Below are 23,735 nucleotides of genomic sequence, written 5' to 3'. Positions count from 1 at the left end.
AGCGGCCGCTAGCCCACGCAAGATGGCGAACTCACCGTTGTCCTCAGCCTGCTCTCCATCCCCCGGTCACGGTGTGCCGGGCACCAGTCCGACCCTGTAGGCGAGGACGACGGCCTGCACACGGTCGCGCAGACCGAGTTTCGCCAGGATTCGCGACACGTAGGTCTTGACGGTCTCGGGCATGATGAACATCGCCGCAGCGATCTCCGCGTTCGACAGCCCCTCGGCGATCAGTTGGAGCACTTCCAGCTCGCGGGGGGGGTCAGCGCACGCACGACGTCCTGTCCGGCCGGGAGGGAGGTGTCGGCCGGTCGCAGATGCCGGGCGAAGTGGCCAATGAGGTGGCGGGTGACGGCGGGAGCCGGCAGGGCTTCGCCCCAGGCGACGGTGCGGATGCCGTTGACCAGCTCCGCCGGAGGCGCGTCCTTGAGGAGGAAGCCGCTCGCTCCGGCGCGCAGCGCGTCGTAGACGTCGAACGTGGTGACGACCAGTACCTTCGGAGCGTCCTCGGTGTCCCAGCGTGATGGCCGGGCGGGAAGCGGCACGAGCGGTGGCCCGAGGCGAACTGCCCGCACCCGATACGGACGTACGTCCCGAGGACTGGGTGTGCCTCGCCCAGTGGGAACACGGGCTCGACGGCCTGGAGACGGCCCTCTACTCCTGGTCGATATCCCGGCAGGACCTGGCCGCACGGCGCTTCGACCGGGTCTACGCCACCATGACCTGGAACCCGTGACATCCGCAGGGTGCTGACCCGAGGCGGCACCGTCGTCAAGGCGGGATTCGTTGACCGGGCGGCATGGAGAGCCCTCGGCGGCGCTCGGTGCAGGAGCAGCCGCCGGGGGGACCGCCCGTGTTCAGCGATCGGTGGACCGCGAAGCTTGAGCCGCCGCGACGCGGTCCGCGATGTGGTCGATGACCACGTTGACCGCGCGGCGGTACGGGGTGGCGTCCTGGCTCACCTGTGACAGGAGCATGCCGCCTTGTATCGCGGCCAGCAGCGTGACCGCAAGCGCCGAAACGTCCTCGTCGGCTCCGAGGTCGCCGCGCTCGCGCATGCGAGCAAGCCCGGATTCGATTGCCGCCTGCCACGCAGCGAATCCCGTGGCCAGGCCGAGGCGAGCTGAGGGGTCGATGTCCGACAGCTCGCTCGCGAGCGAGCCGATCTCGCACCCTCCGGCGCAGTGCACCGCGTCCAGGCGGACGGCGGCGCGTTCGCACCATTCACGCAACGCGTCGATACTGTCGAGGTGGTCGAGCAGGGGCCGCTGCTGTTCGAGCTTCACGGTGCTCTGGTACTCGATCACCGCCGCCGTGAGGCCCTTCTTGTCCCCGAAGTAGTGATAGATCTGCGAGGCGCTCACCTGAGCTCGGCGTTGCACGTCGGGGATGCTCGTGCCGGCGACGCCCTGCTTGAACATCAGCTCGGCAGCGGCGCGCAGGATGCGGTCCCGCGTGCGACGCCCCCCCTCCGTACTCGCTGCCTTGACCCGGTTCTCGACACTGCGCGTCTGCATGGGAGCCAGCCTACCAAAGAATGGAATTGACTTTCCAATCTCGCGATACCTACGATTGGAGTGCTCATTCCAAGATCGCTCCAGCACCCGTGAAAGGTGCAGCTCATGACTCTCAACCCGCAGATCCAGACCGTGCTCGACGACTTGGCCGCGACCCCCGCGCCCGCAGCCAACACCCTCACCGTGGCGGAGAACCGCGCCATCGGCCTTGCGTTCGCCTCGTTCGCCGGGGACGTCGTCCCGGTTCGCGAGGTTCGCGACACGACCTTCCGCAACGGTGACCATGACGTCCCGATCCGCATCTACACACCCGAGAGCGTCCCGACGGGCTCGCCCGCCCCGGTGACGGTGTTCTTCCACGGCGGCGGCTGGGTGTTCGGCGACCTCGACAGCCAGGACCACTTCGCCAGGGCGGTCGCGACGCGGTCGAAGACCGTCGTCGTCTCCGTCGACTACCGGCTGGCGCCAGAGCACCGGTTCCCGGGAGCCGTCGAAGACACCTACGCGGCGCTGCAGTGGGTCGAGCAGAACGCCGGCACCTTCGGCGCCGACCCGAAGCGCATCGCCCTGTTCGGAGAGAGCGCGGGAGGCAACCTCGCCACCGTCACCGCGCAGGAAGCGAAGCGACGCGGCGGACCGACCGTCACCTTCCAGGCCCTCGCCTATCCCGCAACCGACCGTTTCGACGACAGCGCGTCGATGTACGACAACGCTGCCGGCCCCCTGCTGACGCGCCCTTGGCTCGAGTGGTTCTGGGGCGCCTACCTGAACACCCCCGACGAGGGCGCTGACCCCCGCGTCTCTCCGCTGCGCGCGGAAGACCTTACCGGGCTCCCGGCCACGTTCATCGTCACTGCCGAACTCGACCCACTACGCGACCAGGGCATCCGATACGCGGACGCTCTCCGCGAGGCTGAAGTGCCGGTGACGCACCGACCGGTCGAGGGAGTGCCCCACGCGTTCCTGTCCTTCACCCGCGACGTCCAGGTCTCGCGCGACGTGCTGAACGAGATCGGCGACGCCATCGGTGCAGCCTTTGCGTGATGGCGGACCATCCGACGGTGAGCACTCCGATCTGGGCCCCGACGACATCGAGATCAGATGAACGGGCATAGCCGTCCCCCTCACCAGCTCGGAAGCTCTCTCGGCTCACCGTGCCGCTGGCGGTGACCGGCGACACCTACCGTCCAGTTCATAGCCACACGCCCTGCCGGCGTTCCTGGCGCCGCCGGTGATCGCGGCCCGTCCTGGTGGCCGTCTTCACCGGTCCGGCTCCCGAACGACGCCTGCCGAAGGACGCGCCGAAACCGCCGCTGTCGGGGATTGCCGGACACGCCCCACTGATCAGAAACTCATGGGGTTCTCGTCCAGGACGTAGCGGACGTGCGGGCCGCCGAAGGAGCCGCGGACGATGTGCGGCTGACGCTGACGCCTGCGGAAGAAGCGGCGGGTCTCCGCGGCGAGTCCGGCCTGGTCGCGAGCCCGGTGCTGCTTGGGCGGAGGACGGCGACGGTGTGGAGGAGTCCGAGGCGGCGCAGCAGCCCGCTGGGGAGCCAGGCGGCGTCCCGCCAGATCTTCTCGTAGACGAGCGGCTGCCGTTCGGGGCCGAATCTGCCATTCGGCCATGCCGTCCACCACCTTGTCGGTAACGGTGGAGACGGTCCGCTTGGACACCTCGGCGCCGTAGACCTCGGCGAGACGGGCCGAGATCTCGCCGTGCGTAAGGCCCTTCGCGGACAGCGACAGCACCATCCCGTCGACGCCGGTCAGGCGCCGCTGACGCTTCTTGACGATCTGCGGTTCGAAGCCGCCAGCGGTGTCCCGGGGCACCCTGACCTCGACGGCGCCGGCGTCGGTCAGCACGGTCTTCGCCCGGGTGCCGTTGCGGCTGTCGCCGTTGTTCTTCCCGACCGGATCGTGCTTTCCGTAACCGAGTGATCAGTGATCTCACCCTCCAGGGCAAACTCCGGCACCCGCTTGGTCAGCACCTGCAGCAGCCCGCCCTCCCCGGTCAGCTGCAACCCGTCCGTACGGGCGCGGTCCACCAGCATCGCGGTCAACTGCTCGTCCGTCGCCGTACTCGACGGCGACTGGACCGGCTGCTCAGCGGGCTCGGCCCAACGACGGTGTCGGTCATCTCTGGCGTCTCCTTGATCATCAGGTCCGCCGTTGATCAGACACTCCCTCCTCACGAGCCGGCGACACGTGCACCGCCGACGGGTCAGCGAGCTTCCCAGACGACGGTGATTGCGGTGGCGGTGTCGGGGCGGTGGGCAGGAATCGCTGGGTGCCGGCGATGGTGATGCGATCGCGCAGAACGGGTGGCAGTGTGCCGGCGAGGACGAGCCGGGTGCGGGTCTGGGCGGTGAGCAGGAGGCCGTGGAGGGTTTCGCCGGCGTGGGTGAGCTGGGTGACGTCGGCGGCCAGGCGCCGTCCGGTGTCCCACACGACGGTGAACGCCGTTTCCAGGGTGTGGCGGTGGGCGTGGTCGGCGTCGCCGTACAGGCCGCATAGGTGGAGGCCCTGGACGCCGTGTTCGGTGTAGGCGTCGAGGACGGGATCCTGCGGGAGGGGGAATCATGGCAGTGCCATGGCGTTCCGCCCCTCTCGTCACGGTCTGCCCGCGCTGCTGGTGCCGGTGGCCCCGGTACGGGGCCGGGATCCTCAGGGTGTGTCACGTCAGCCGGGGAGACGTTTGACGTGACAGCGGGACCATCGTGCCGTGGACAGACTCGGTGGAGGCACTACCTCGCTGCATGCGCTTCCTGCGGATCAAGCAGCGCCGCTGTCCGGCCGCTCACAGGTTTCCCGTCAGGTGCCGCGGAACTAAGGGAAGTCTTCCCCGTGGGGTGCCTGCGGCCGGCGGTCCGCGCCCATGCGACGAGCCCGTTCTCGCGAGCTGCCCGGAGCCGAATGCGGGCGGCGGATTCCGGGAGCCGCGCACACGTGGGAACCGTGCGCAGTGGGCAGAGCGCAGGGGCGGGACCGATCAGTTGGCCGACGTGTTCCGTGTCATCTCGGCTGCCTCGGTGATGGCGCGTTGTCTGAGATCGCCGAACAGTTGCATCGTGACGGCGGCCAGGACGTCATCCGCGCCAACGGTCCGCCCGTCCCCGCGGCGGGTGGACAGGGCGAGGAGGGGGTCCTTGAGCAGCGGGGCCGGGGCCTGCTCGCCCGGCACCACCAGACTGACCGTCCCGAACCGCTTGACCCCGCCCTCGCGGACGACCGTGGCCGCGTCCCGGGCCAGGTCCGTCAGGAACACGCTCGCGATTCCGTCCAGGTCGCGGACCATCGCCGGGACCGCCCTCACCCCCCGGCTCCCCAGCAGCCTTCTCACCCCGGCCTCGAACCGGTGGGCGCCGGCCACACCGCTCGGTGTACGCGCCCCGCGGCGCTCACGAAGAGACACGAGCGCACCATCGGCGTTGCGCACCTCGCCCATCAGGCCGTGGAAGGTAGGGCTGTGCAGGTACCACGCCGATCCCACCTCCACCTCGACGTTCCGGTCGATCGCCGAGATGAGGTCCTTGGGAATCAGCCTCTTCCTGGCCTCCTCGGCCGCCGCGCTTCTCGCGCCGTCGATGATCTCCGTCAGCACGGTCCGCGTCACCGACGCGGCGGCCCACGCGGCCGACCGGGAGACGTGCAACGAGGTCACGTCCCTGAACACCGCTTTGACGAGCTGAGGCTTGAACGGCAGGTCGGTCACGACGGAAGCGGTCTGCGGACCACTGCGCTCGGTACGTAGGAGTTGTGTCTTCATCGAAGAATGTGCTTTCTGCTGTCGGAGGTGTCAGTGGCCCATGCCGCACCGGGCGGCGAGACCACAGAGCTCTGCGGAGGGCGCCGAGCCGGCACAGGGCCTGCCGGGCGGGACCGCCCGCACACAGAGGTGCAGGCGGCCCCGCCCGGATTCTCGGCGTTCCGGCGACCGGGCGTGCGGCAGGGGGTGCCACCCGGGCGACGCGCTGTGGTGCGGCGCCGTGCCGATCAGACGACCTGGTACCTGCCGAATTCCAGGAAGTGGCGCAGCGCTTCGGGTGTGTTGTCGTCGAGGGCGGCGTTGGCTGCCGCGCGCAGGGCCGGGCTGATGGACGGGTCGGCGAGGATGCGGCCGATGGCAACGCGGTCGTCCTCGGCCTGGGCGATCCGGTAGCCGGTCTCCAGCCAGGCGCGCATCGCGTCGGGGTCGTTGGCGTCCAGGAGGGCGTTGACCTCGGCGATGACGCGCCGGCCGCTGTCCGGGTCGGCGAGGATCCGGACTATGGCCACCCTCAGGTCGTCGGCGTCCGGCTCGTCCGCGGACGAGGACACCGCGGGCACCGTCACCGCGGTCGGTGCCGCCGTGGCGGCGAAGGACGGGGTGGCGAGCAGGAGGGCCGGGGCGAGGATGCCCGCGGCGATGCCGGGCGCTACGTGATGCAGTCGCAAGGGGAATGCTCCTCTTCGTTTGCCACGGAGATGAGTTGAGGACGCCTCAGGGCGTTCACATCGGTGATGCTGCCACCTGGGTCTGACAGTGGCAGTTGCCCCACTGCGGTCACAGGGCACCGTCGCCGCGGACGTGGCCGGTGTTTCATGGTGGAGCGCCTTCGAGAAGGGCGTCCTTGAGCGCGGCTCGTGGCTGTCGGGGCATGATCGGGGCGAGACGATACCTGGGGGCAGTCGTGGTGCGGTCCGAGCGTGTGGTGCGCGACGGGTTTCGGCTCGTCTGCCGGGACCGGGGCGGGCCGGGGGAACCGGTCGTGCTGCTGCACGGCTTGGCCGGTCATGCGGATGCGTGGGAGATGGTGGCCTCGCGGCTGATTGCCCGGTATCAGGTCGTCGCGGTCGACCAGCGTGGGCACGGCGCGAGCGAGCGTCATCCGCAGGATGTCTCCCGGGCCGCCCATGTCGCCGACGTCGTCGCTGCAGTCGAGCAACTCGGCCGGCGCCGACCGGTACTGGTCGGCCAGTCGCCGGGCGGGCGCACAGCCCTGCTCACCGCCACCCGTCCCGCACTCGTCCGCGGGCTGGTGCTCGTCAAGGCAGGCCCGGACGGCACGAACCCGGACATCGCCGCGGACATCGGCGGCTGGCTCGACAGCTGACCGACGCCGTTCTCCTCACCCGAGGCAGCAGCGTTCTTCGGCGGCGGGGCGGTCGGCGCAGGGTGGGCGGCCGGCCTGGAGGAACGCGAGGACGGCTGGTGGCCGCGCCGACAACCGGGACGTGACGGTCCGCTCGATCGCTGAGACCGCTGGACACTTCCTACCTGCGGAGTGGAAACGTGTCGTGTGCCCCCAGGTCATCCTGGCACAGACCAGCTTCATCCCCACGCGAGAAACCGACGCGATGCTCCGGCAGGGACCTGCCACCGTGGCCCTGAGTATCTCCGGCACCACCCGCGACCTGCACCGGGAACAGCCCGGCCTACTCCATGCCGCCCTCCAGGACTTCCTCGACGGCCTTGCCTGACCACGCGGGCGCGCTCACGTTTGCACAGGTCCACCTCGCCGATCGAGCGAAAGCTGGGTACAGGCACCGGTCGCCCGGCGAAGGCGGCCCCGGCTCCTCGAGTGATGGCGGGCAACGAGGCCAGCGGATGCAGCGTCACCTTTCACATGTGCGGGACGTCAGGGAAACGATGACGTCGAAGAAGGGTCTGTGATCGTGAATCCTCCTGAGTTTCTTGCCATGCGGTTCGAGGAGCACCGGCCGCACCTTCGTGCGGTGGCGTATCGCATGCTCGGCTCCCTGGCCGAGGCGGACGACGCGATCCAGGAGACCTGGCTGCGCCTGGCGGGTTCCGACGACCGCCGGATCGACAACCTCGGGGGCTGGCTGACGACGGTGGTCGGCCGTGTCTGCCTGGACATGCTCCGTGCCCGCAAGCGGCGCGGCGAGGAGCCACTGGAGGAACGGCTGCCCGATCCGGTGATCAGCCGGGAAGACGGAGCAAATCCCGAGCAGGAGGCGCTGCTCGCGGACTCGGTGGGACTGGCCCTGCTGGTGGTGCTGGAGTCGCTCAATCCGGCGGAGCGGCTGGCATTCGTGCTGCACGACCTGTTCGGGCTGTCGTTCGAGGAGATCGCGCCGGTCGTCGACCGCACACCTGCGACGGCCAAGAAGCTGGCCAGCCGGGCCCGACTGAGGGTACGCGGCACGACGCCGCCCCTGGATCCGGACCGGGCCGACCAGCGCCGAGTGGTGGACGCCTTCCTGAGCGCCGCCCGCGGCGGCGACTTCGACGCGCTCCTCGTCCTTCTCGATCCGGACGTGGTGCTGCGCGCGGACGGCGGTGCGCTCACCGGTGGCTTGCGGACGATCCGGGGCGCTGCCGCGGTGGCCGGCCAACTCGACACCTTCCAGCGGATGGCCACGGCCGCCACCATCCGCCCGGCACTCGTCAACGGCTTCGCCGGCCTGGTCAACACCCTCGACGGGCAGCCGCTGTCCGTCATGAACTTCACCATCGCCGGGGGCAGGATCGCCGCCATCGACATCTTGTCCGACCCCGCACGCCTGGCCCACCTCGACCTCGCGTCCGCCGAGGACTGACTCCTCGACAGCCCGCCCCGTCCCGATGACCGTGCGTCCCCGGGGCGGGGGCCTGTGTCGTTGACGCGCGTGCGGCACCGATCTCACAACCGGCCGAAGAAATCCGCGCCGGCCGGTCACCTTCGTGCCGCGGGCGTCGTCAGTGCAGTGAAGGCAGCCGATGAAGCGGCCCGGAAGCAGCCCGCACTGACAAGAAGGACACTCTCATGACCACGATGACGAACAGCCTCGACACTCTCACCTCCCGCTTCTCCGACCCGCAGCAACTGGTCCCCGAACTCGGCGATGTCAGCACCGCCCTCTTCAAGATCATCGGTAACGGAGCGGTGCCCCGGAGCACCGTCACCCTGGTCCACCTCCGCGCCGGGCAGCTCGCCGAGAACACCTACCTGACCGTGATGCACACCACGAACGCGCGCCGCGCGGGCGTCCCAGAGGAGAAGATCGCCGCCGTCGCCTCCTGGAAGGACGCCCCCTGCTTCACCCCGGCCGAGCGGGTCGCACTGGAGCTGGTGGAAGCCGTCCTCAGGCCCGGCGGGCACGGCGAGCGAGTCCCCGACGACCTGTATGCGCGGGCGGCCGAGCACTACGACGACAAGGCGCTGGCCACCCTCGCCATGGCGATCGGCCAAGTCAACTTCTTCACCCCCCTCGCACTGATCGGCAAGCCCCTACCCGGCGTCTCCATGGCCGAGCAGTGGCGCACGACCACGACCGACTGATCCGGCAAATGCCCGCACGGGCCCGGCGGGCCATCACCAGGATGCGCCGCCGGGCCCACCCGAGCACTGCCCACCCGCCCGTCACCACACCGCGAAGCCAGCACCACGCGCCGAAGAAGGAGCGTTCAGTCATGAGTTCGCCCGAGCCTCGTCCGTCCCTGCTCACCCACGTCGTGCCGGCCGCGCCTCCCGACCCCGAGGCCGCCCCCTGGGTGTTTGGCTCCGCGCTCTGGCACGGCGCGTGGACCACCCCGGTCATGCGACCCTCCGCTGCACCGTGGTTCGAGACCTGGGCCGAGCAGGGCTTCACCAACCAATCGCTCCGCCAGAACGTCCGCCTCCACGCCGGCGGCACCCAGGTCAGAATCCGCCTCTCCAACGCCTACGGCCACACACCCCTGCACCTCACCGGCGCCAGCATCGGCCACACCGCCGGCGCCGCAGCCGTGCAGCCGAACACCATGCGCACCCTGCGCTTCGCCGGCTCCTCCTCCACGACCATCCCCGCGAACGGGCGCGCCGTCAGCGACCCGGTCACCCTGCCCACCGAACCGCTCGACGACCTCACCATCACCCTCTACTTCAAAGGGGCCACCGGGCCGGCCACCTATCACCAGCTGTCCATGACCACCGCCTACCGCGCCGAAGGCGACCACCACCGCGAACCGGCCGCCACCGCCTACACCGACACCGTCCAGCCCGCTTACGGATCCTGGTACTACCTCGAGGGCGTCGAGACCACCGGCCCACACCCCCTGCCCCACGCGGTCGTCACCTTCGGCGATTCGATCACCGACGGATTCGGCGCGACCATCGACGGCCACGACCGCTACCCCGACCTCCTCGCCGAACGCCTGCTCAGCGCCGCCCGCCCCCACCCCGTCCTCAACGCCGGCATCGGCTCCAACAAGCTGCTCACCGACGCCCCTCTCGGCGGCGACGCCGGCCTCGCGCGGTTCACGCGAGACGTTCTCGACCAGCCCCGCGTCGGCACGGTCCTCGTGCTCATCGGCATCAACGACATCCAGCAGTCCGACGACCCGGCGAGCGGCACCGCAAACCCCACACCTCCGGTCACCGCCCGACAGCTCATCGACGGGCACCGCGCACTGATCCGTGCCGCCCACACCCGCGGCGTCAGAATCGTCGGTGCCACGCTCCCCCCATACCGGGGCGCGGCCGGCTGGACCCCTGCAGGTGAAGCGATCCGAGGCCGGGTCAACCAGTGGATCAGCACCAGCGGCGCCTACGACGCCGTCGTTGACTTCGCCCGCGCACTGGACCCGGACGGCACCGGCCGCATCCGCGAAGGGCTGCACATCGGCGACCACCTCCACCCCAATCCGGCCGGATACCGCGCCATGGCCGACGCCATCGACCTCGCCGTACTGGAGCAGTGAACCGACTCTCCTCAGCAGCCAGCCGCTGCCCCTCACTGCGGGCCCGTGCCCGCTGCGATCGAGCGTCGTTCGTAGGCGGCGTCGACCAGGCGGTAGAAGCCCTCCGAGGCGTCCGGTGAGACGGGCAGGAGCCCGATGTCGTCGACGATGATCAGGTCCGAGCGGATGATTTTCGCCAGGGCCCGGGCGATGGAGTCGTCCGCGCAGTGCCAGCGGACCAGGACTCCGAGATCCTCGATGGTGAACCAGGGTACGGTCAGTCCGGCCTCGACCACGGTCTGGCCGAGGGCATCGGTGAAGTGGCTCTTGCCCGTGCCAGAGGGCCCGCAGATGCAGAAGTTCTCCCGACACCCCATCCATTCCAGGAACTTAAGGACATCCTAGTGTGATGCGCCTGAAATCACAGGCTTACTGAGTTTTCCGTTAGTTCTGTGGTGGTTGTGAATGAATGGTAAGGCCGGTGTGGGTGAGGAAGGAGCACGGGAGTTGCTCGCTGGAGCAGACTCGGTGGATGCCGCGTTCGGCTGCGTCGGCGACGTCTGCGAGGTGGTCGCCGGCGAGGTTGGCCAGCTCGCGGGTCTTGATGGCCGACCACAGCAGTTCGACCGGGTTGAGTTCGGGTGCGTAGGCCGGCAGCCGCTCGAGGGTGAGCCAGTCCTGCTCGGCCACCCAGGCCCGCATGCCCCGGCTCCAGTGGGCGGACAGTCCGTCCCCTACCAACACCACCGGCTCACCGGCGTAGAAGGTCTTGATCTGTTCCAGCACCTCGATCAGGGAAGCGGTGTCGTAGCTGCCCGGCTTGAGGTGGAAGCACAGTCGCGGGCCGCGTCCACCGTCGGCGGCGTGATAGCCCAGCACGGCGGCCATCCCGGCTCGTTTCCAGCTCAGCCGGTGCCGCAGGGTAGGGGTGCGGCCGCGGGGCGCGTAGGTGCGGCGCACCTGAGGCAGCAGCGACACGCCCGATTCGTCGAGGAACACGATCCAGGCACGTTTCTTCACCGCCCCCTTTTGATGCGCGGCCACTCGTGGGCGACCCACCGGACGATCTCACACTCGTCCCGCTCGACGGCCTGTCGCCGGGGCCGCTGCAGATCCCACCCCAGCCGCCCGGTCAGCAGGCGCCATACCGATGCCCGGGCCAACATCACCCCGGTCACCCGCTCAACCACCACGCCGACCCGTTCCAGCGTCCACAGGTCCGCCTCGAACCCGTGCACCCTGGCGCCCTGCTACAAGGCGGCTCGCACCGCTTCGACCTGGGCGTCGTCCAGCTTGGGCGGCCGACCGGCAGCCGGACGCCGCCGCGGCGCCTCAGCCCCGCCCTGCTCCCACAGGCGTTTCCACCGGCGCACACTCTCCGGATGCATCCCCACTGTCCGGGCAACCTCGGATGAAGGACGTCCCTGCTCGAACAACTCGGCCGCGCGCATGCGCCGGGCCTCGGCCAACTGCGGCCGCGTCAGCGGCAGAACGGAGACATCAGCAACAGCATCCTGCGGCTTGGAAGACACACCAACATGCTCACACCGGGCGCAGCCCCGGGCGTCGCCTCCGCCCTGGGTGTGGGCGACGAGGCGCCCGACTGCTTCGTCGAGGGGAGCATCAACGAGCCGGGTCCGGGCGGTCCTGGTGCTGTGTCCAGGCGCCTTCGGCCTGCACCTCGTCGTGGACGGCTCCGAGTACGGAAGCTGGTTGTTGGGGTTCTGAACCACCCGTCCCAATCAGGTCTCCACGCCAACGCCGCTGCCTCCGGAGTGCAACTCTCCGACGACCTGCTCGCGGCCTTCGACCGGGTGCTCGGTGACGCCCCCGTCACCGAGCCCACCCTCGCCCCGGCGGCCCGGGCCCGGCATCAAGCACCGCTGCCCCGGGTCGCAGCCTCACCTCTTCGATCGTCCCGGGCCCCGAGGAAGCCGGATGGGCTGGCGGAGTGCGCTTCGGCACTTGGGGCCGCCCGTACTCGTCCATTTCCGGTCCTCATCGAGGGATTCCGGACCTGCAGTCCTGTTCCGGCCGGCTCGAGTAGCCGCAATGACCGCCGCGCCGTGGGCCGTTCACTCCGGCGGTTCACAGCGCGGCGGTCGGCTTCACATGTGGAACCCGTGCCCTCGTGGCTTCTCCGCGGCCGGGGCGTGAGGCGGCTGGTCCGTGTCTCATGCGTCGGCCTTCGGGAAGACGGGCCGAGATGCGGTGAGACGCCTCCCAATGACCGGCGCGCAGCAACCCGACGGATCACGCTGGCCGACGTCCCTGCCCGGCCCTCCGGCCCCTCCCCGTTCCTGCTGACTCCCTGACATCTGTCAGGACCGGACCCGGCGGCACTCTCCTAGCCTTTCGTCCACGAGCGGATCGGTCGCGCGGCACGGGTACAGCACCTCCGCGTACGTGGCAGAGACCGACCCGCCCACCTGCCGGCCTCAGCCCACCACTGACGACGGCTGCACGAAGAGGGGGACACTTCATGCGATTCCACTTGCGCGCACGAGCCGCCGCACTGACCGTCGCCGCCGCGCTGGGGAGCCTGGGCCTGATCACGCCCACAGCCTCGGCGGGCGCCCAGCACCAGTGCACGCTCGAGACGAACGCCTACTACTGCTACAACGTCTACGCCGCGAAGGTCTACGACAAGTTCGACGGCACCGGCAAGGTCGTCGGTTACATGTACACGACGTACAGCTGGTTCAGTTGCCGTCTCGACCACGGTGGTTACGTGGGCGGCCCGCACCCCAACCGCTGGTTGTTGACCAAAGCGGACAACGGAGTGTGGGGATGGATGAAGGACACGTCCGTCAGCTCCGAGACCAACCCCTTGATCCCTTGCTCACCCGGGTGACAGCAAGGGATCACGGCCGACTCCGTCGCAATCGTTCATGGATGCCGATCCGGCATCGATCGTCCAACCGTCCCGAGGGGGAAACCATCATGATCCGTTCCGTGAGAGCCACTGTCGCTGCCGTGGCGTCCACGGCCATCGCCGCCGCCGGCCTGGTCTTCGGCACGGCGGGCTCTGCCCACGCGACCGGACACGGCGAGGGCTACTACGGTGTCTGGGCCTCCGGCGTCAACGTCCGTGCCGGCGGCGGGGAGCAGTGCTATCTGTACCCGTCCGCCGCCAACTGTCCCTCCGTGCAGACAACGGTGAGCAACCCGGCCCAGGTGTGGGTGTACTGCCAGCAGGAGGGCGCGCAGACTGTGGGCGGCAACCCCTACTGGGTGTGGGTGCTTACCCCGAGCGGCCACCGCGGTTACATGGCCAGCTACTACATCGACAACGCCACCAACTGGATCGACGGCGTCGAGTACTGCTGACGCGGTGGCGACGTACATGGCCGAGAGAACGACCTGCTGAAGAACGCCTCCTCGCGGGCCGGTGCGCGCACCGGCCCGTCCGGCGCGTTCCCGGCCGTGCCACGCCTATGGCATCCGCGCGAACCGCGACGGATCCGCCCACCCCATCGTCTGCACCGCCTGGTGGCAGCCAACATCTGCGCTCGCGCCGGCCATCCGCCCGCGTGCCTGTGAGAGGACCCAGCATGGCCGATCAAATGGTCATCGAGGCACAGAAGTTCATCAACTCCTACAACGTCGGCGGAATCCCCAAGGTGGAGGAGAACGGCCGCACCGGCTGGGCCGTCATGTTCGCACTGACCCGGGCACTCCAGCACGAGCTGGGTATCACCGCTCTGTCCGACAGCTTCGGCCCCACCACGCTCGCCACCCTCCAGTCCCGCCACCCCGTCATCGACGCGGGCACCCGGCACGAGAAGATCCTCAAGATCGTGCAGTCGGCGCTGTACTGCAAGGGATACGACGGCGGCGGCATCGACGGCACCTACAACGGCCTGGTCGCGGCGTCGGTCCGCGAGCTGACGCAGAACATGGGCGTCGACGGCGCCTTCGCGGACGGTGTGACGCCCAAGGTCTTCAAGGCGTTGCTGACCATGGACGCCTACGTCGCCACCGAGGGTGGCAGCGAGCTGACCCGCGCGGTACAGCAGTGGATGAACGGCCGCTACGTCGGCCGCCGGAACTTCTTCATCGTCCCGTGCGACGGCCACTTCTCACGGGACGTGCAGAAGGCCCTCATGTTCGCGATCCAGTACGAGATCGGTATGAGCGACGATGTCGCGAACGGCGTCTTCGGCCCCGGCACCCAGCAGGGCATCAGGAACAACCCCCTGTCGGAGGGCTCGTCGGGCACGTGGGTGAGTCTCTTCACCGCCGCCATGATCTTCAACAAGCGAGGGGGGGTGTTCTTCTCCAGTCAGTTCGACGCCGATCTGGCCACCCGCGTACGCAGCTTCCAGAACTTCGTGAAGCTCCCGGTCACCGGCCACGGGGACTTCCAGACCTGGGCCTCGCTGCTGGTGTCCACCGGTGACGCCACCCGCAAGGGAACTGCGGCGGACTGCGTCACCGAGGTCACCAACGACCGGGCGGTGGCGCTCAGGGACGCGGGGTACCGGATCGTGGGCCGCTACCTGTCGAACGTTCCCAACACCTCACTCGACAAAAAGATCAAATCCGGTGAGCTGGGCCGGATGGCCGCTCACGGTCTGAGCTGCTTCCCGATCTACCAGACCTGGGGCGGGGAAGCAGCCTACTTCCGCCGTGAACAGGGCGTCGCCGACGCCTTCGCCGCCATCGAGCGGGCCAAGCACTACGGTTTCAAGCCGGGCACACGCATCTACTTCGCCGTGGACTTCGACGCGCTCGACTACGAGGTCACCGACAACATCCTTCCGCACTTCCGGGCGATCCGGGACGTGATGAACGAGCACGGCCAGGGGTACCTGACGGGTATCTACGGGCCCCGCAACGTGTGCAGTCGAGTCGCCGCCGCGGGATACACCTCGGCCAGCTTCGTCTGCGACATGTCCACGGGCTTCTCCGGGAACCTCGGTTATCCGCTGCCCGGTGACTGGGCGTTCGACCAGATCTCCACGATCTCGGTGGGAGCCGGCAACGGCCTGATCGAGATCGACAACAACATCGTGTCCGGCCGTGACTCCGGCCAGAACACTTACAACCCCCAGCAGATCACCGCTGACCTGGACGTCAGTATGGACATGTCCAGACGGAACGCCCTGCTGGCGGACGTGCAGTCATATCTCCTCAATTCCCTGGGCGTGCCCGAGGAAGGCGGGGACGAGGGCGCCCAGTCCCTCACCTACCGGTCGACCACGCAGTCGTTCGACATCCTGATGAACTTCGACGGACTGGTCACCCGGCTCGCCCGCACCTTCAGGATGCGCAAGGCCATCATCCAGAGCCCGTTGCTGTGGGAGATACGGATGTACAACACGCTGGATGTCGTCGGCGACGAGGCCGTCATCGACTACTACGACGGGACCGGGATCAGCACCAAGAACGACGCCAGCACCGGTCTCGGGCAGATCCTCGCCGCCACCGCCATTCGCGGCCGCAACCACTGCATCCGGGCCGGCCTGATCGGCGGCACCATCATGGACGCCGCCAACGAGAACGACCTTTGGAACGTCTGGCAGCGACTGCACAACGACCACGACTACAACATCAGCACGATGCCCGCGGTCCTGATCGAGGGAGCCGCCGATGTCGGCGTCCCCCAACCGTCCATGTCGACCAGCGAGGAGCACACCCGTCTGACACTGGCCCGCTACAACGGCACCGAGGAACGAGCCCAGAACTACGGCACGGCGATGCTCGGCCTGCACCAGGTCTTCGAGAAGTACAACGCGCCCCTGCGCGGCCTCTGATGCGCCGATCGCCACCCATCGCAGTCCACACTCTCAGACAGGACGGGCATGACCATCTCATCCACACCCCCCTCGCGCCGTGGCGTGCTGCGCACCGGCCTCGGCCTGACCACGGCAGCGAGCCTCACCGCGCTCGCCATCCCCTCCTCCGCGTCCGCGTCCACACGGGCGGCGGCCGCGGACGGCTCGCCTGTTCACCCCACGAGCGCCAACGGCTGGCCGATGGAACGACAGGCCGACACCGCAGGAGCCATCTGGACCCGTAAGGTGGCGGGCAGTTCCGTTTCCGTGGCCCTGCGCATCGGCGAAGCGGCGACCGTGCTCGTCCATGTCATCCGCCGCTACCACTACGAGATCGACACGCTCGTCGACGGTGAGGTGATCGGCTTCCGCCCTGCGGACGGCAAGCTGAAGGGGTACGCGACCAATCACGCTTCGGGGACTGCGGTCGCGATCCGCCCGACCTGGTACCCGGAGGGCGTCAAGGACAGTCTCTTTCCCCATCAACGGGCCACGCTCCGAGACATCCTCAAGGAATGCCAGGACGTCGTGGCCTGGGGCGGAGACTTCCGCCGCCCGAACGAGTCACACTTCCAGATCGACGTGCCTCCCTCGGATGCCCGCCTGAAGCGACTCGCGGCCAGGATCCGCAGCTGGGACGACGCACCCGGCCAGGGCGCGGGGACGCTCGCTCTGGGCGCTTGACGTCGACGCAGGGCGACCGGTGCCGGCAGGCACCTTCCGGCCGGCACCGGGACCCTGGCCGCTGTACCCGGCGACTGGCCGTGGGAGAGAACACGGGGCGTGACGACGTAAGGGCACCGGCCGGACGCCATCACCTAGCGCCTGGTCAGCGCCTCCCTTCCAGCTCTTGGGCGGCGGCCAGGGGACGCCCCGGACGGCGAGCTGGTCACCGCTTCCAGCCACCGGTGGGCGTGCAGTGCGGTTGCGATCTCTCCGGACGACGGCAGTTCAGGCGTGGGGGACATCATGCCGAAGCCGGGGTGTTCGACTGCCAGTCGCGGCCCTGGGCGCGTAGTTCCTCGTTGATGCGTCGGGCTTCTTCCAGCTGGTCCTCGAGGGTGACGATGCGGCAGGCAGCCTCGATGGGTGTTCCATGGCCGACGAGTTCACGGGCGCGGGCGGCGACGCGCAGCCGGTAGCGGAGAAACGGCGGTGACCGCCTTCGGAGCGCAAGGGGGTGATCAGGCGGTGATCGCCCAGGGAGCGCAGGGAAGGCGGGGGTGGTGCCGAGCATCTCGGCGGCCCGGCCCCTCGTGTACGCGGGGTAGTCGTCGTCGAGGTTATCGACGGGGCGGGTTCTGGCAGAGGGCATGGACCTCTTCTTCCTGGGGACGCGGCTCGGGGCCCGGGTGCCGTACGGCACCCGGGCCCCGAGCTTTCAACACCATCTACCGGCAGACCGTGCCGGCCTTCGTCGTCCGCAGATTCCGCCTGATAGGGCGGGACTGCGGCGATCGCGGATGCGTGACCGGGACCACCTTCCAATCTGGGGCCTGCGGTACCCGGGCGGACTCGTCCTCGCCCGGGTGATCCTGATGGCGTTCCGCTCCTTACCTTCGGTTACTTCACTGCACTCATAACATGGCTACTGCTTGCGGCCGGCTGCTACCGGGGGCCGTGTCCCGCTTGACCTGCGTGCACGGCAGTTCGTCTCTGCCGTGTTCGGGGTGATAAAGGAGTCGGTGCAGGCGGCCAGGCTCCGCTGCCAGCCGCGATCCTGTTCGGGCAGGACAGCGCGGCAGACCCGCTCCAGGGTGCCGTCCTCGCACCGGCGAGGAAAACGGCGCCGGCAGGCCCGGAAGGGCCCCAGTGCCGGGGGAAGGGAGCACGCCCCGAACCTCCCCCAGGACGCGTACGGACCTTTCTCGCTGTCGGACAGGTGACCGAGGCCATCGCTGCTCGCCGGCGGACCTCTGACCGAACGCGCCGGTGAGCGCCCGCGTCCCCCTCACGGGGAGGGGGGCGGTGGCTGGGGCAGCGGGTGGGCTCCCGCGGGGCGCAGGCCGTCGAAGATGATCGCGAGGTAGCGCTGCCAGAGGTCGGGCGGGGCGTCCGGCAGTGAGCTCGCCGCGTGCTTCGGCGCGCACATCAGCGCCACGACATCTGCTCCGGTGACGTCCGCGCGCACCGCGCCGTACGAACGGGCGCGCTCGACCAGCACATGGACGTGCCGGAACAGCCGCTCCTGGGCCCGGGACAGCTCAGGGTCGAGCTCGGCGGCGCGCTGGAGGTACGCCAGGTCGAAGTGCTGCATCTCGCGCGCCACGGCGGACAGGAACTCCAGCAGCGCGGCTCCCGCATCGGGGGCGTCGAGCAGTTCTCCACCCGTCTCGGTGAGTGCGGCGATCCGGTCGAGGACGATCGCGGCGATGAGGTCGTCCTTGGTCGCGAAATGCCGGAAGACCGTGCCCTTGCCGACGCCGGCCCGGCGGGCGATGTCGGCCACCGACACATCCAGCCCTCGCACGTCGAACTCGTCCGCCGCGGCGGCGAGCAGCAGCTTCCGGTTTCTGGCGGCGTCCGCGCGCAGCGGTCGGGGTGAGGTCACACGGAGAGACTAGCAAGTTGACCGCTCGGTCCGTTTAGGGTTACGGTCCCGCCATAACCGGACCGCACGGTCAGGTTGCCGTGTATGAGACCCCGCAGGGAGCGCTGTCCATGAAGGCCGTCGTCGCGCACGCATACGGACCGCCCGAGCAGTTCACGGTGCAGGAGGTACCGGCACCCCGACCGGGGCCCGGTCAGATCCAGGTCCGGATCGCCGCCGCCTCGCTCAACCCGACCGACATTCGGCTGCCCGGCGGTGAGTACCGCGCGGCCGTGGACCTGCCGTTCCCGCACATACCGGGCAACGACTTCGCCGGGACGGTGAGCGAGGTCGGTCCCGGCGTCACCGCCTTCCGGGTGGGTGACGAGGTCTTCGGCGAGGCCGTTCCCCGCGCCATGCGCGCGGTGGCCGACCCGTCCCGTCCCTCGCTGAGCACGGGCTCGCTCGCCGAGTACGCGGTCTTCGAGGCAGACACCCCGCTGATCGCGCACCGCCCGGCGGGGCTGTCCGCGCCGGACGCCGCCGCCGTGGCGACCGCGGGCCTGACCGCGCTGTCGGTGATCGGATCGGCCGAGGTGAAGGACGGCGAGAGCGTCCTCGTCGTCGGCGCGACCGGTGGCGTCGGTACCGCCGTGGTCCCGCTGCTCGCCGCCGCCGGGGCGCGCGTGATCGCCACGGGCACCCCTGCGGACGCCGACGTCCTGCGCGAGCTGGGTGCGAGCGAGGTCATCGGCTACGCGGCGAGCGACTACCCCGCGGACATCGACGTCGCGTTGAACCTGACGTTGCCCGATGACCGGCTGACCGGACTCGCCCGGACGCTTCGGCCTGGCGGTCGCCTGATCACGATCATCTTCCCGCCGCCCGCGCCGGAGGTCCTCGGCCGCGACGACGTGGACCTGCGCTTCCTGCTCGACCTGGGCGGGGAGTTCGGCGGCATGCGCGAGGTCGGCGCACTCGCGGTGGACGGCCGGCTGCCCGCGACCATCAGCCGCCGCTACACCCTCGACCAGGGCCCGCAGGCATGTGTCGACCTGGTCCGCACCCACACCCTGGGCAAGCTCGTCGTCACCATGTGAGCGACGGCCGCCCGGCGTCCCGTTCCCGACCCGTCCTCATCCTCATCGGTACACCCGCAGGCGAGCGACGGCCCCCCACACCGCGGTCCTGATCCGCTCGACAGAAAGCGAGGTGGTCCGATCATGGCCGCCGACCCGTCCGCCCCACCCGAGCTGTCTGAATACGTCCGGTCCGTCAACGGGATCGAACTGCACGTCACGGAAGCCGGCTCGGGTGCGCCGCTGCTGATGCTCCACGGCGTCGGCGTGGACGCTTCCGCACAGCGCCGCGAGATCGAGGCATTGGCCCGCTCCCACCGGGTCGTCGCGCCCGACCTGCGCGGCCACGGGCGCAGCACACGTCCTGCCGCCTTTTCGCTGCGCGACCACGTCGACGACATGATCGGGCTGCTGGACGAGCTGGGCCTCGCCCGGACCGCCGTGCTGGGCGGCTCGATGGGCAGCTACGTGGCACAGGCTCTGGCGCTCGCCCTACCGCAGCGCGTACGGGAGTTGATCCTGGTGGTGGCCACGTCCCACGGCCGCACGTCCTCCACGGACCGCGTGCTCGCCGAACACGCCGACGAACTGCGGGGACTCTCCCGTGAACAGCAGCAGCAGTGGCTCAGCGACCGCCTGTTCGCGCCGGAGACACCGCCGTCCGTCCGCGACCAGGTGCGTGACTGGTACGTCTCCCGGCACAGTCTCGGGCTCGCGCTGAGCCCGGAGCAGATCGAGGCCGCCAACAAAGCCGTCCTCGGGTTCGACTTCCGAGCCGACCTGCCCACCCTCGAGATCCCGACCCTGCTGATCAGCGGACGCCACGACATCCTCAACCCGCCGGCGGAGGCCGAGCGGATGGCCCGGCTGCTGCCGTCGGCCCGCCTGGAAGTGTTCGAGCACTCGGGCCACCTGCCGTCCCTGGAGGAACCGGAGCGCTTCGACTCCACCGTCCTCGCCTTCCTCGCTGAGCACACGACGGTGTCCTGACCGCATCCGCCGGCAGCCGGTGACGCAGAGCGGGGGTGCGGTCCTTGATCTCGGCGACGATGCCGTTGAAGCGCACCACGTTGTCGGTCGGGGCCGCCGCGAACCCCATGCTGGTGAGGGCGACTTGGGCGCCGGTCACACCGGAGGCCGGTTCGATCTTCGAGATGGTGGAGCCGCAGGGGGCCACCGCGAACGAGTCGGTGGCCTCGACGCTCCTGCCGGCCACGGTCGCGGCCACCTTCCCGCTGACCGCATCCGCGGGCACGGTCACCACGAGGCGGGTGGCGGAGGCGGAGGTGGCGGTGGCGGCCTTGCCGCCGAAGGTCACGACATCGCTGGTGGCGGTGGGGGAGAAGCCGGTGCCGGCCAGGGTGACCTTGGCACCCGCCCTGTCCCTGACCGGTACCACCGACAGTACCGACAGCGTGCTGGAGGCATACCATCAGCCGTTGGCTGTAGCGGATCGAGACGTACGGGCTGCCGCGATCACTGTGGTGCATCAGGCCCGATTCCTTCTTGATGCCCCGGCGCCACAGCGCCATCTCCAGGGCGTCCAGCGGGAGATCGGTGCGCATGTGGGTCGCGAGCTGCCATCCCACGATCATCCGCGAGTACACGTCCAGGACGAACGCGACATAGACACAGCCGGACCAGGTCCGGACATAGGTCAGGTCGGCTACCCAGAGCTGGTTCGGACGTATGGCGGTGAAGAGCCGGTTGACCAGGTCCGGCGGGTGCGGGGCGGTCGGCTCGGGCACCGTGGTCCGACGTCGCCGGCCACGGATGACACCCTCCAGACCGTCCTTGCGCATCAACCGTTCGATGGTGCAGCGGACCGCGGTGACGCTTTCGCGCCGCAGCTGGCGGTGGATCCTGCGGGCGCTACAGGTCTCGCCGGTTGCGGCGTGAGCTGCACGGATCTTGATCAGCGGTTACTCGTCGCGCAGGCGCCGGGCTGACTTCGGCCGCCTGGGGCGGGCGTTGTATGCCGAGACCGACAGTCCCAGCTCCCGGCAGACCGGCTCGACCCCGAAGTCGTCGCGGAGGTGGTTGATCACCGCGTCGGCCTCGTGCGGGGCTGGTCGAGCTCCTTCGCGAAAAACACCGAGGCGGCTCTCAGGATCTCGTTCGCCCGTCTCAACTCCGCGTTTTCCCTGCGAAGCAGGGCGAGTTCACGCTTCTCGTCCGTGCTGAGCAGGTCGGGCCGGTCGCCCTGGTCGGCCTGGTCGGCCTCGGCCCTCAGACCCATTGCCGCAGGCCTTCCTTGTGGATGCCCAGATCCCGGGCGGCGTGCGCGACAAGAAGGCCGCCGAGGCCTCCCGTGAGGCGCCCCGCAGCTCGATCTGGCTTGTCTCACTGAGCCTTCCTTCGCCCCACGAGAAGAAGCAGAACGGGGTGCGGCTACGGGCGGAGACCATCGCAACCCTGTACGGGTACGCGCTGCACCTCGGGCTCTCTCCCGAACGCGCCATCTCCGAGGTCTACGGGCTCCCCGTCATAGAAACGCCCGGTGAACGTGCGCAGTACTCCCGCAAGTTGGAGCGGTGGATCGAACAGGCCCGCAAGACGGTCAACCCGGTCACCGGCGACCGTACTTGTCGGCCTACGACTCCGAACGGCACGCCCCGCGATTGTGGCCTACCGGCCGAGGGCACCCGCTTGAGCCCCGCCGCGGCCAGCCAGCGCTGCCGGAGCCGGTCCGAAAGGAATCATATGTCGGGCGTACGCTGACCTTGCGAGTGATACGGACGCCCCCGCCCGCGCGGCAGGCCCAGGAGGCCCGCGAGCAAGGGCGGCGACTGATCGGGCCGGACCTGGTCATCGAGGGGCAATGGTCGAACGGCGAGGAACCGCCACCCCTTCCCCTGCTGCGGGGAGTCAGCCCTGGTGAGACGCCTCTCCGGGTGCAGTCTCCGATCGGGGAACTGGAGGAGCGCTACCCCGGAGCCAAGGTTCCGGCAACCGTCACCGCGCAGGCGATGGGGCAACCCGGCGACGTGAACCGACTTGGGCGAGCGTCTGTCGTTGACAGCCTCTTACCTCGGCGGACTGGCGCACAACGAATCTCGCGCTACTGAAATCCTCAGAGCCATCCGACAGGAGGGTGGCACACGCCCCCGCGTGCCCCGGTGGGCGGGGGAGCCCCGCGTGCGGCCCGCGGCGTCAGGCGCCGAGCCGTCGCGGGAGCCGGGCGGCGAGGAAGTCGATGAGCTCGCTGACCCGCCGCGGGACGTGCTCGTCGTCCTCGGTCAGCGCGTAGATGTCGGCGGGCGGCGTCGGGACGTGCGGCAGGACCCGGACCAGCTCACCGCGTTCCAGGTGCGGCCTGACGTGCCACTCGGACCGCATGATCACCCCGCGTCCCTCCAGGGCCCAGCCGGTCACCACGTCGCCGTCGTTGCTCGACAGGCTGCCGTCGACCCGGATGTGCCGGGGGTGACCCGCGTCGCCGAACCGCCAGAGCGCGTAGTCACTCTCGTTCTCGCGCAGCACGATGCAGTCGTGGCGGGCCAGGTCCTCGACCCGGGCCGGGGTGCCGTGCCGGGCGAGGTAGGACGGCGAGGCGCACGGCAGGCGCCGGTTCCGCGCGAGCCGGCGCATGCGCAACGAGGAGTCGGGCGGCGTGCCGACGTGGACGGCGACGTCGAATTCCCGCCGCCGCAGCGGGAGCGCCGAGGTCTGCAGGCGTACGTGGAGCGCCGGGTGGGCCTCCGCGAACTCGCCGAGCAGCGGGGCGACATGGGCGCGCCCGAGCCCGAGGGTGCACTCGACCACCAGGGTGCCGTACAGCCCCGCCGACCGGTCGGTGAGGGTGTCCTCCAGCTCCCGCAGCTGGCCGAGGATCGTCTCCACGCGCGCCGCGTACAGGGTGCCCTCCGAGGTCAGCACCAGCCGGCGCGCCCCGCGCTGGACCAGCCGCACCCCGAGGCGGCGCTCCAGGGCGCTGAGCCGCTTGCTGACCACGGGCAGGGAGCACCCCAGTTCCCGGGACGCGGCCGTGAGGGTCTCGCTCGACGCGACCACCCGGAAGAACTGGAGGTCGTCCAGGGACGAGCGGCTCACCGCCGCACGGCCGCCCGCCGGCCGGTGGCTTTCCATGGGCGAAAGGCTACCTTGCCCGCCACCCGCTTGTGGAGGCCGTCGCGGCTGGCCAGGGTGGGCGGACACCCACCGCACTCTCCGGTGGGTCCGCGG

The 23,735-nt window shown here is 69.7% G+C and carries 24 protein-coding genes and 5 pseudogenes; 14 read left to right on the top strand and 15 right to left on the bottom strand.

Annotated features, from left to right (window positions below; translation table 11 throughout):
* Positions 1–66: 66 nt before the first annotated feature.
* Positions 67–497, bottom strand: a pseudogene (locus ACF1DX_RS37205) (DNA-binding response regulator); the annotation flags it as partial.
* 53 nt (positions 498–550) lie between these two features.
* Here ACF1DX_RS37205 and ACF1DX_RS37200 point away from each other — a divergent pair.
* Positions 551–736: a hypothetical protein gene (locus ACF1DX_RS37200; RefSeq protein ID WP_391795568.1), complete on the top strand. Its 186-nt coding sequence runs from the start codon at positions 551–553 to the stop codon at positions 734–736.
* A gap of 121 nt (positions 737–857) precedes the next feature.
* Here the strand turns inward: ACF1DX_RS37200 and ACF1DX_RS37195 are convergent, their stop codons facing one another.
* Positions 858–1,517, bottom strand: a complete 660-nt coding sequence (locus ACF1DX_RS37195; protein WP_391795567.1) for a TetR/AcrR family transcriptional regulator — start codon at positions 1,515–1,517, stop codon at positions 858–860.
* Positions 1,518–1,622: 105 nt separating this feature from the next.
* Here ACF1DX_RS37195 and ACF1DX_RS37190 point away from each other — a divergent pair, with 105 nt between their 5' ends.
* The gene (locus ACF1DX_RS37190) at positions 1,623–2,561 is read left to right on the top strand and encodes an alpha/beta hydrolase (RefSeq protein ID WP_391795566.1); all 939 of its coding nucleotides are present in this window, start codon (positions 1,623–1,625) and stop codon (positions 2,559–2,561) included.
* A 558-nt stretch (positions 2,562–3,119) separates the two neighbouring features.
* On the opposite strand, the pseudogene ACF1DX_RS37185 reads toward ACF1DX_RS37190, so the two are convergent.
* Positions 3,120–3,568 (bottom strand): annotated as a pseudogene (locus ACF1DX_RS37185) (transposase); the annotation flags it as partial.
* Between the two features lie 328 nt (positions 3,569–3,896).
* On the opposite strand from ACF1DX_RS37185, the gene ACF1DX_RS37180 reads away from it, so the two are divergent.
* Positions 3,897–4,031 carry a hypothetical protein gene (locus tag ACF1DX_RS37180; protein ID WP_391795565.1) on the top strand — a complete coding sequence of 45 codons (135 nt, stop codon included), beginning with the start codon at positions 3,897–3,899 and terminating at the stop codon, positions 4,029–4,031.
* A 475-nt stretch (positions 4,032–4,506) separates the two neighbouring features.
* On the opposite strand, the gene ACF1DX_RS37175 is transcribed toward ACF1DX_RS37180, so the two are convergent.
* The gene (locus tag ACF1DX_RS37175; protein WP_391795564.1) at positions 4,507–5,283 is read right to left on the bottom strand and encodes a hypothetical protein; all 777 of its coding nucleotides are present in this window, start codon (positions 5,281–5,283) and stop codon (positions 4,507–4,509) included.
* Between the two features lie 227 nt (positions 5,284–5,510).
* Positions 5,511–5,951 carry an ALF repeat-containing protein gene (locus ACF1DX_RS37170; RefSeq protein WP_391795563.1) on the bottom strand — a complete coding sequence of 147 codons (441 nt, stop codon included), beginning with the start codon at positions 5,949–5,951 and terminating at the stop codon, positions 5,511–5,513.
* A 314-nt stretch (positions 5,952–6,265) separates the two neighbouring features.
* On the opposite strand from ACF1DX_RS37170, the gene ACF1DX_RS37165 reads away from it, so the two are divergent.
* From ACF1DX_RS37165 to ACF1DX_RS37150, 4 genes are all read left to right on the top strand, one after another.
* A complete protein-coding gene (locus ACF1DX_RS37165) occupies positions 6,266–6,610 on the top strand; it encodes an alpha/beta fold hydrolase (protein ID WP_391795562.1) in 345 nt (114 codons plus the stop codon).
* A 556-nt stretch (positions 6,611–7,166) separates the two neighbouring features.
* The gene (locus ACF1DX_RS37160) at positions 7,167–8,060 is read left to right on the top strand and encodes a sigma-70 family RNA polymerase sigma factor (protein WP_391795561.1); all 894 of its coding nucleotides are present in this window, start codon (positions 7,167–7,169) and stop codon (positions 8,058–8,060) included.
* Positions 8,061–8,275: 215 nt separating this feature from the next.
* Positions 8,276–8,782, top strand: coding sequence for a carboxymuconolactone decarboxylase family protein (locus ACF1DX_RS37155; protein ID WP_391795584.1), 507 nt, complete (start codon positions 8,276–8,278; stop codon positions 8,780–8,782).
* A 131-nt stretch (positions 8,783–8,913) separates the two neighbouring features.
* A complete protein-coding gene (locus tag ACF1DX_RS37150) occupies positions 8,914–10,182 on the top strand; it encodes an SGNH/GDSL hydrolase family protein (protein WP_391795560.1) in 1,269 nt (422 codons plus the stop codon).
* Between the two features lie 32 nt (positions 10,183–10,214).
* Here ACF1DX_RS37150 and ACF1DX_RS37145 read toward each other — a convergent pair whose 3' ends face one another.
* Genes ACF1DX_RS37145 through ACF1DX_RS37130 form a run of 4 tightly spaced genes read right to left on the bottom strand, consistent with a single transcriptional unit; the run spans position 10,215 to position 11,693 of the window.
* Positions 10,215–10,547: an ATP-binding protein gene (locus tag ACF1DX_RS37145; RefSeq protein ID WP_391795583.1), complete on the bottom strand. Its 333-nt coding sequence runs from the start codon at positions 10,545–10,547 to the stop codon at positions 10,215–10,217.
* Positions 10,548–10,605: 58 nt separating this feature from the next.
* Positions 10,606–11,181, bottom strand: a complete 576-nt coding sequence (locus ACF1DX_RS37140; protein WP_391795559.1) for a transposase — start codon at positions 11,179–11,181, stop codon at positions 10,606–10,608.
* Positions 11,178–11,399 (bottom strand): winged helix-turn-helix domain-containing protein, encoded by a 222-nt coding sequence (locus ACF1DX_RS37135; protein WP_391795558.1) that lies wholly within the window; start codon positions 11,397–11,399, stop codon positions 11,178–11,180. The genes ACF1DX_RS37140 and ACF1DX_RS37135 overlap by 4 nt, the downstream gene beginning before the upstream one ends.
* A 12-nt stretch (positions 11,400–11,411) precedes the next feature.
* Positions 11,412–11,693: a helix-turn-helix domain-containing protein gene (locus ACF1DX_RS37130; RefSeq protein WP_391795557.1), complete on the bottom strand. Its 282-nt coding sequence runs from the start codon at positions 11,691–11,693 to the stop codon at positions 11,412–11,414.
* A gap of 950 nt (positions 11,694–12,643) precedes the next feature.
* On the opposite strand from ACF1DX_RS37130, the gene ACF1DX_RS37125 reads away from it, so the two are divergent.
* The 4 genes from ACF1DX_RS37125 (at position 12,644) to ACF1DX_RS37110 (ending at position 16,625) form a co-directional block, all read left to right on the top strand.
* On the top strand, positions 12,644–13,015 hold the full coding sequence (locus ACF1DX_RS37125) for a hypothetical protein (protein ID WP_391795556.1): 372 nt from the start codon (positions 12,644–12,646) through the stop codon (positions 13,013–13,015).
* 101 nt (positions 13,016–13,116) lie between these two features.
* Positions 13,117–13,491 (top strand): hypothetical protein, encoded by a 375-nt coding sequence (locus tag ACF1DX_RS37120; protein ID WP_391795555.1) that lies wholly within the window; start codon positions 13,117–13,119, stop codon positions 13,489–13,491.
* A gap of 224 nt (positions 13,492–13,715) precedes the next feature.
* Positions 13,716–15,920: a glycoside hydrolase domain-containing protein gene (locus ACF1DX_RS37115; RefSeq protein WP_391795554.1), complete on the top strand. Its 2,205-nt coding sequence runs from the start codon at positions 13,716–13,718 to the stop codon at positions 15,918–15,920.
* 48 nt (positions 15,921–15,968) lie between these two features.
* On the top strand, positions 15,969–16,625 hold the full coding sequence (locus tag ACF1DX_RS37110) for a hypothetical protein (protein WP_391795553.1): 657 nt from the start codon (positions 15,969–15,971) through the stop codon (positions 16,623–16,625).
* A 283-nt stretch (positions 16,626–16,908) separates the two neighbouring features.
* Here the strand turns inward: ACF1DX_RS37110 and ACF1DX_RS37105 are convergent.
* Both ACF1DX_RS37105 and ACF1DX_RS37100 read right to left on the bottom strand, forming a co-directional pair.
* Positions 16,909–17,256 (bottom strand): annotated as a pseudogene (locus ACF1DX_RS37105) (MerR family transcriptional regulator).
* Positions 17,257–17,892: 636 nt separating this feature from the next.
* Entirely contained in the window at positions 17,893–18,492 is a 600-nt protein-coding gene (locus ACF1DX_RS37100; RefSeq protein ID WP_391795552.1) for a TetR/AcrR family transcriptional regulator, read from the bottom strand.
* Positions 18,493–18,602: 110 nt separating this feature from the next.
* Between ACF1DX_RS37100 and ACF1DX_RS37095 the strand changes: the two genes are divergently transcribed.
* Positions 18,603–19,571: an NADP-dependent oxidoreductase gene (locus ACF1DX_RS37095; protein WP_391795551.1), complete on the top strand. Its 969-nt coding sequence runs from the start codon at positions 18,603–18,605 to the stop codon at positions 19,569–19,571.
* Between the two features lie 123 nt (positions 19,572–19,694).
* Complete coding sequence (locus ACF1DX_RS37090; protein WP_391795550.1) at positions 19,695–20,540, top strand: alpha/beta fold hydrolase; 846 nt, start codon at positions 19,695–19,697, stop codon at positions 20,538–20,540.
* Positions 20,541–20,763: 223 nt separating this feature from the next.
* Here the strand turns inward: ACF1DX_RS37090 and ACF1DX_RS37085 are convergent.
* From ACF1DX_RS37085 to ACF1DX_RS37075, 3 genes and pseudogenes are all read right to left on the bottom strand, one after another.
* Positions 20,764–20,949, bottom strand: a pseudogene (locus ACF1DX_RS37085) (IPT/TIG domain-containing protein); the annotation flags it as partial.
* A 46-nt stretch (positions 20,950–20,995) separates the two neighbouring features.
* A pseudogene (locus ACF1DX_RS37080) lies at positions 20,996–21,460 on the bottom strand (IS3 family transposase); the annotation flags it as partial.
* A gap of 134 nt (positions 21,461–21,594) precedes the next feature.
* On the bottom strand, positions 21,595–21,789 hold the full coding sequence (locus ACF1DX_RS37075; RefSeq protein WP_391795549.1) for a hypothetical protein: 195 nt from the start codon (positions 21,787–21,789) through the stop codon (positions 21,595–21,597).
* A 41-nt stretch (positions 21,790–21,830) separates the two neighbouring features.
* Here ACF1DX_RS37075 and ACF1DX_RS37070 point away from each other — a divergent pair, with 41 nt between their 5' ends.
* The gene (locus tag ACF1DX_RS37070; protein ID WP_391795548.1) at positions 21,831–22,271 is read left to right on the top strand and encodes a hypothetical protein; all 441 of its coding nucleotides are present in this window, start codon (positions 21,831–21,833) and stop codon (positions 22,269–22,271) included.
* A gap of 432 nt (positions 22,272–22,703) precedes the next feature.
* On the opposite strand, the gene ACF1DX_RS37065 is transcribed toward ACF1DX_RS37070, so the two are convergent.
* Positions 22,704–23,639 (bottom strand): LysR family transcriptional regulator, encoded by a 936-nt coding sequence (locus ACF1DX_RS37065; RefSeq protein WP_391795547.1) that lies wholly within the window; start codon positions 23,637–23,639, stop codon positions 22,704–22,706.
* Positions 23,640–23,735 lie beyond the last annotated feature (96 nt).

Source organism: Streptomyces sp. NPDC014676 (assembly GCF_043084105.1).
GTDB lineage: Bacteria > Actinomycetota > Actinomycetes > Streptomycetales > Streptomycetaceae > Streptomyces.
Note: the sequence above shows the minus strand (reverse complement) of the source record. Positions and strands in the feature narration are given on the sequence as shown.

Excerpts from the sequence above, each read along its gene's own strand:
- ACF1DX_RS37195 (WP_391795567.1), bottom strand. The coding sequence starts at position 1,517 with ATGCAGACGCGCAGTGTCGAGAACCGGGTCAAGGCAGCGAGTACGGAG.
- ACF1DX_RS37190 (WP_391795566.1), top strand. The coding sequence starts at position 1,623 with ATGACTCTCAACCCGCAGATCCAGACCGTGCTCGACGACTTGGCCGCG.
- ACF1DX_RS37175 (WP_391795564.1), bottom strand. The coding sequence starts at position 5,283 with ATGAAGACACAACTCCTACGTACCGAGCGCAGTGGTCCGCAGACCGCT.
- ACF1DX_RS37155 (WP_391795584.1), top strand. The coding sequence starts at position 8,276 with ATGACGAACAGCCTCGACACTCTCACCTCCCGCTTCTCCGACCCGCAG.
- ACF1DX_RS37150 (WP_391795560.1), top strand. The coding sequence starts at position 8,914 with ATGAGTTCGCCCGAGCCTCGTCCGTCCCTGCTCACCCACGTCGTGCCG.
- ACF1DX_RS37125 (WP_391795556.1), top strand. The coding sequence starts at position 12,644 with ATGCGATTCCACTTGCGCGCACGAGCCGCCGCACTGACCGTCGCCGCC.
- ACF1DX_RS37115 (WP_391795554.1), top strand. The coding sequence starts at position 13,716 with ATGGCCGATCAAATGGTCATCGAGGCACAGAAGTTCATCAACTCCTAC.
- ACF1DX_RS37110 (WP_391795553.1), top strand. The coding sequence starts at position 15,969 with ATGACCATCTCATCCACACCCCCCTCGCGCCGTGGCGTGCTGCGCACC.
- ACF1DX_RS37095 (WP_391795551.1), top strand. The coding sequence starts at position 18,603 with ATGAAGGCCGTCGTCGCGCACGCATACGGACCGCCCGAGCAGTTCACG.
- ACF1DX_RS37090 (WP_391795550.1), top strand. The coding sequence starts at position 19,695 with ATGGCCGCCGACCCGTCCGCCCCACCCGAGCTGTCTGAATACGTCCGG.
- ACF1DX_RS37075 (WP_391795549.1), bottom strand. The coding sequence starts at position 21,789 with ATGGGTCTGAGGGCCGAGGCCGACCAGGCCGACCAGGGCGACCGGCCC.
- ACF1DX_RS37065 (WP_391795547.1), bottom strand. The coding sequence starts at position 23,639 with ATGGAAAGCCACCGGCCGGCGGGCGGCCGTGCGGCGGTGAGCCGCTCG.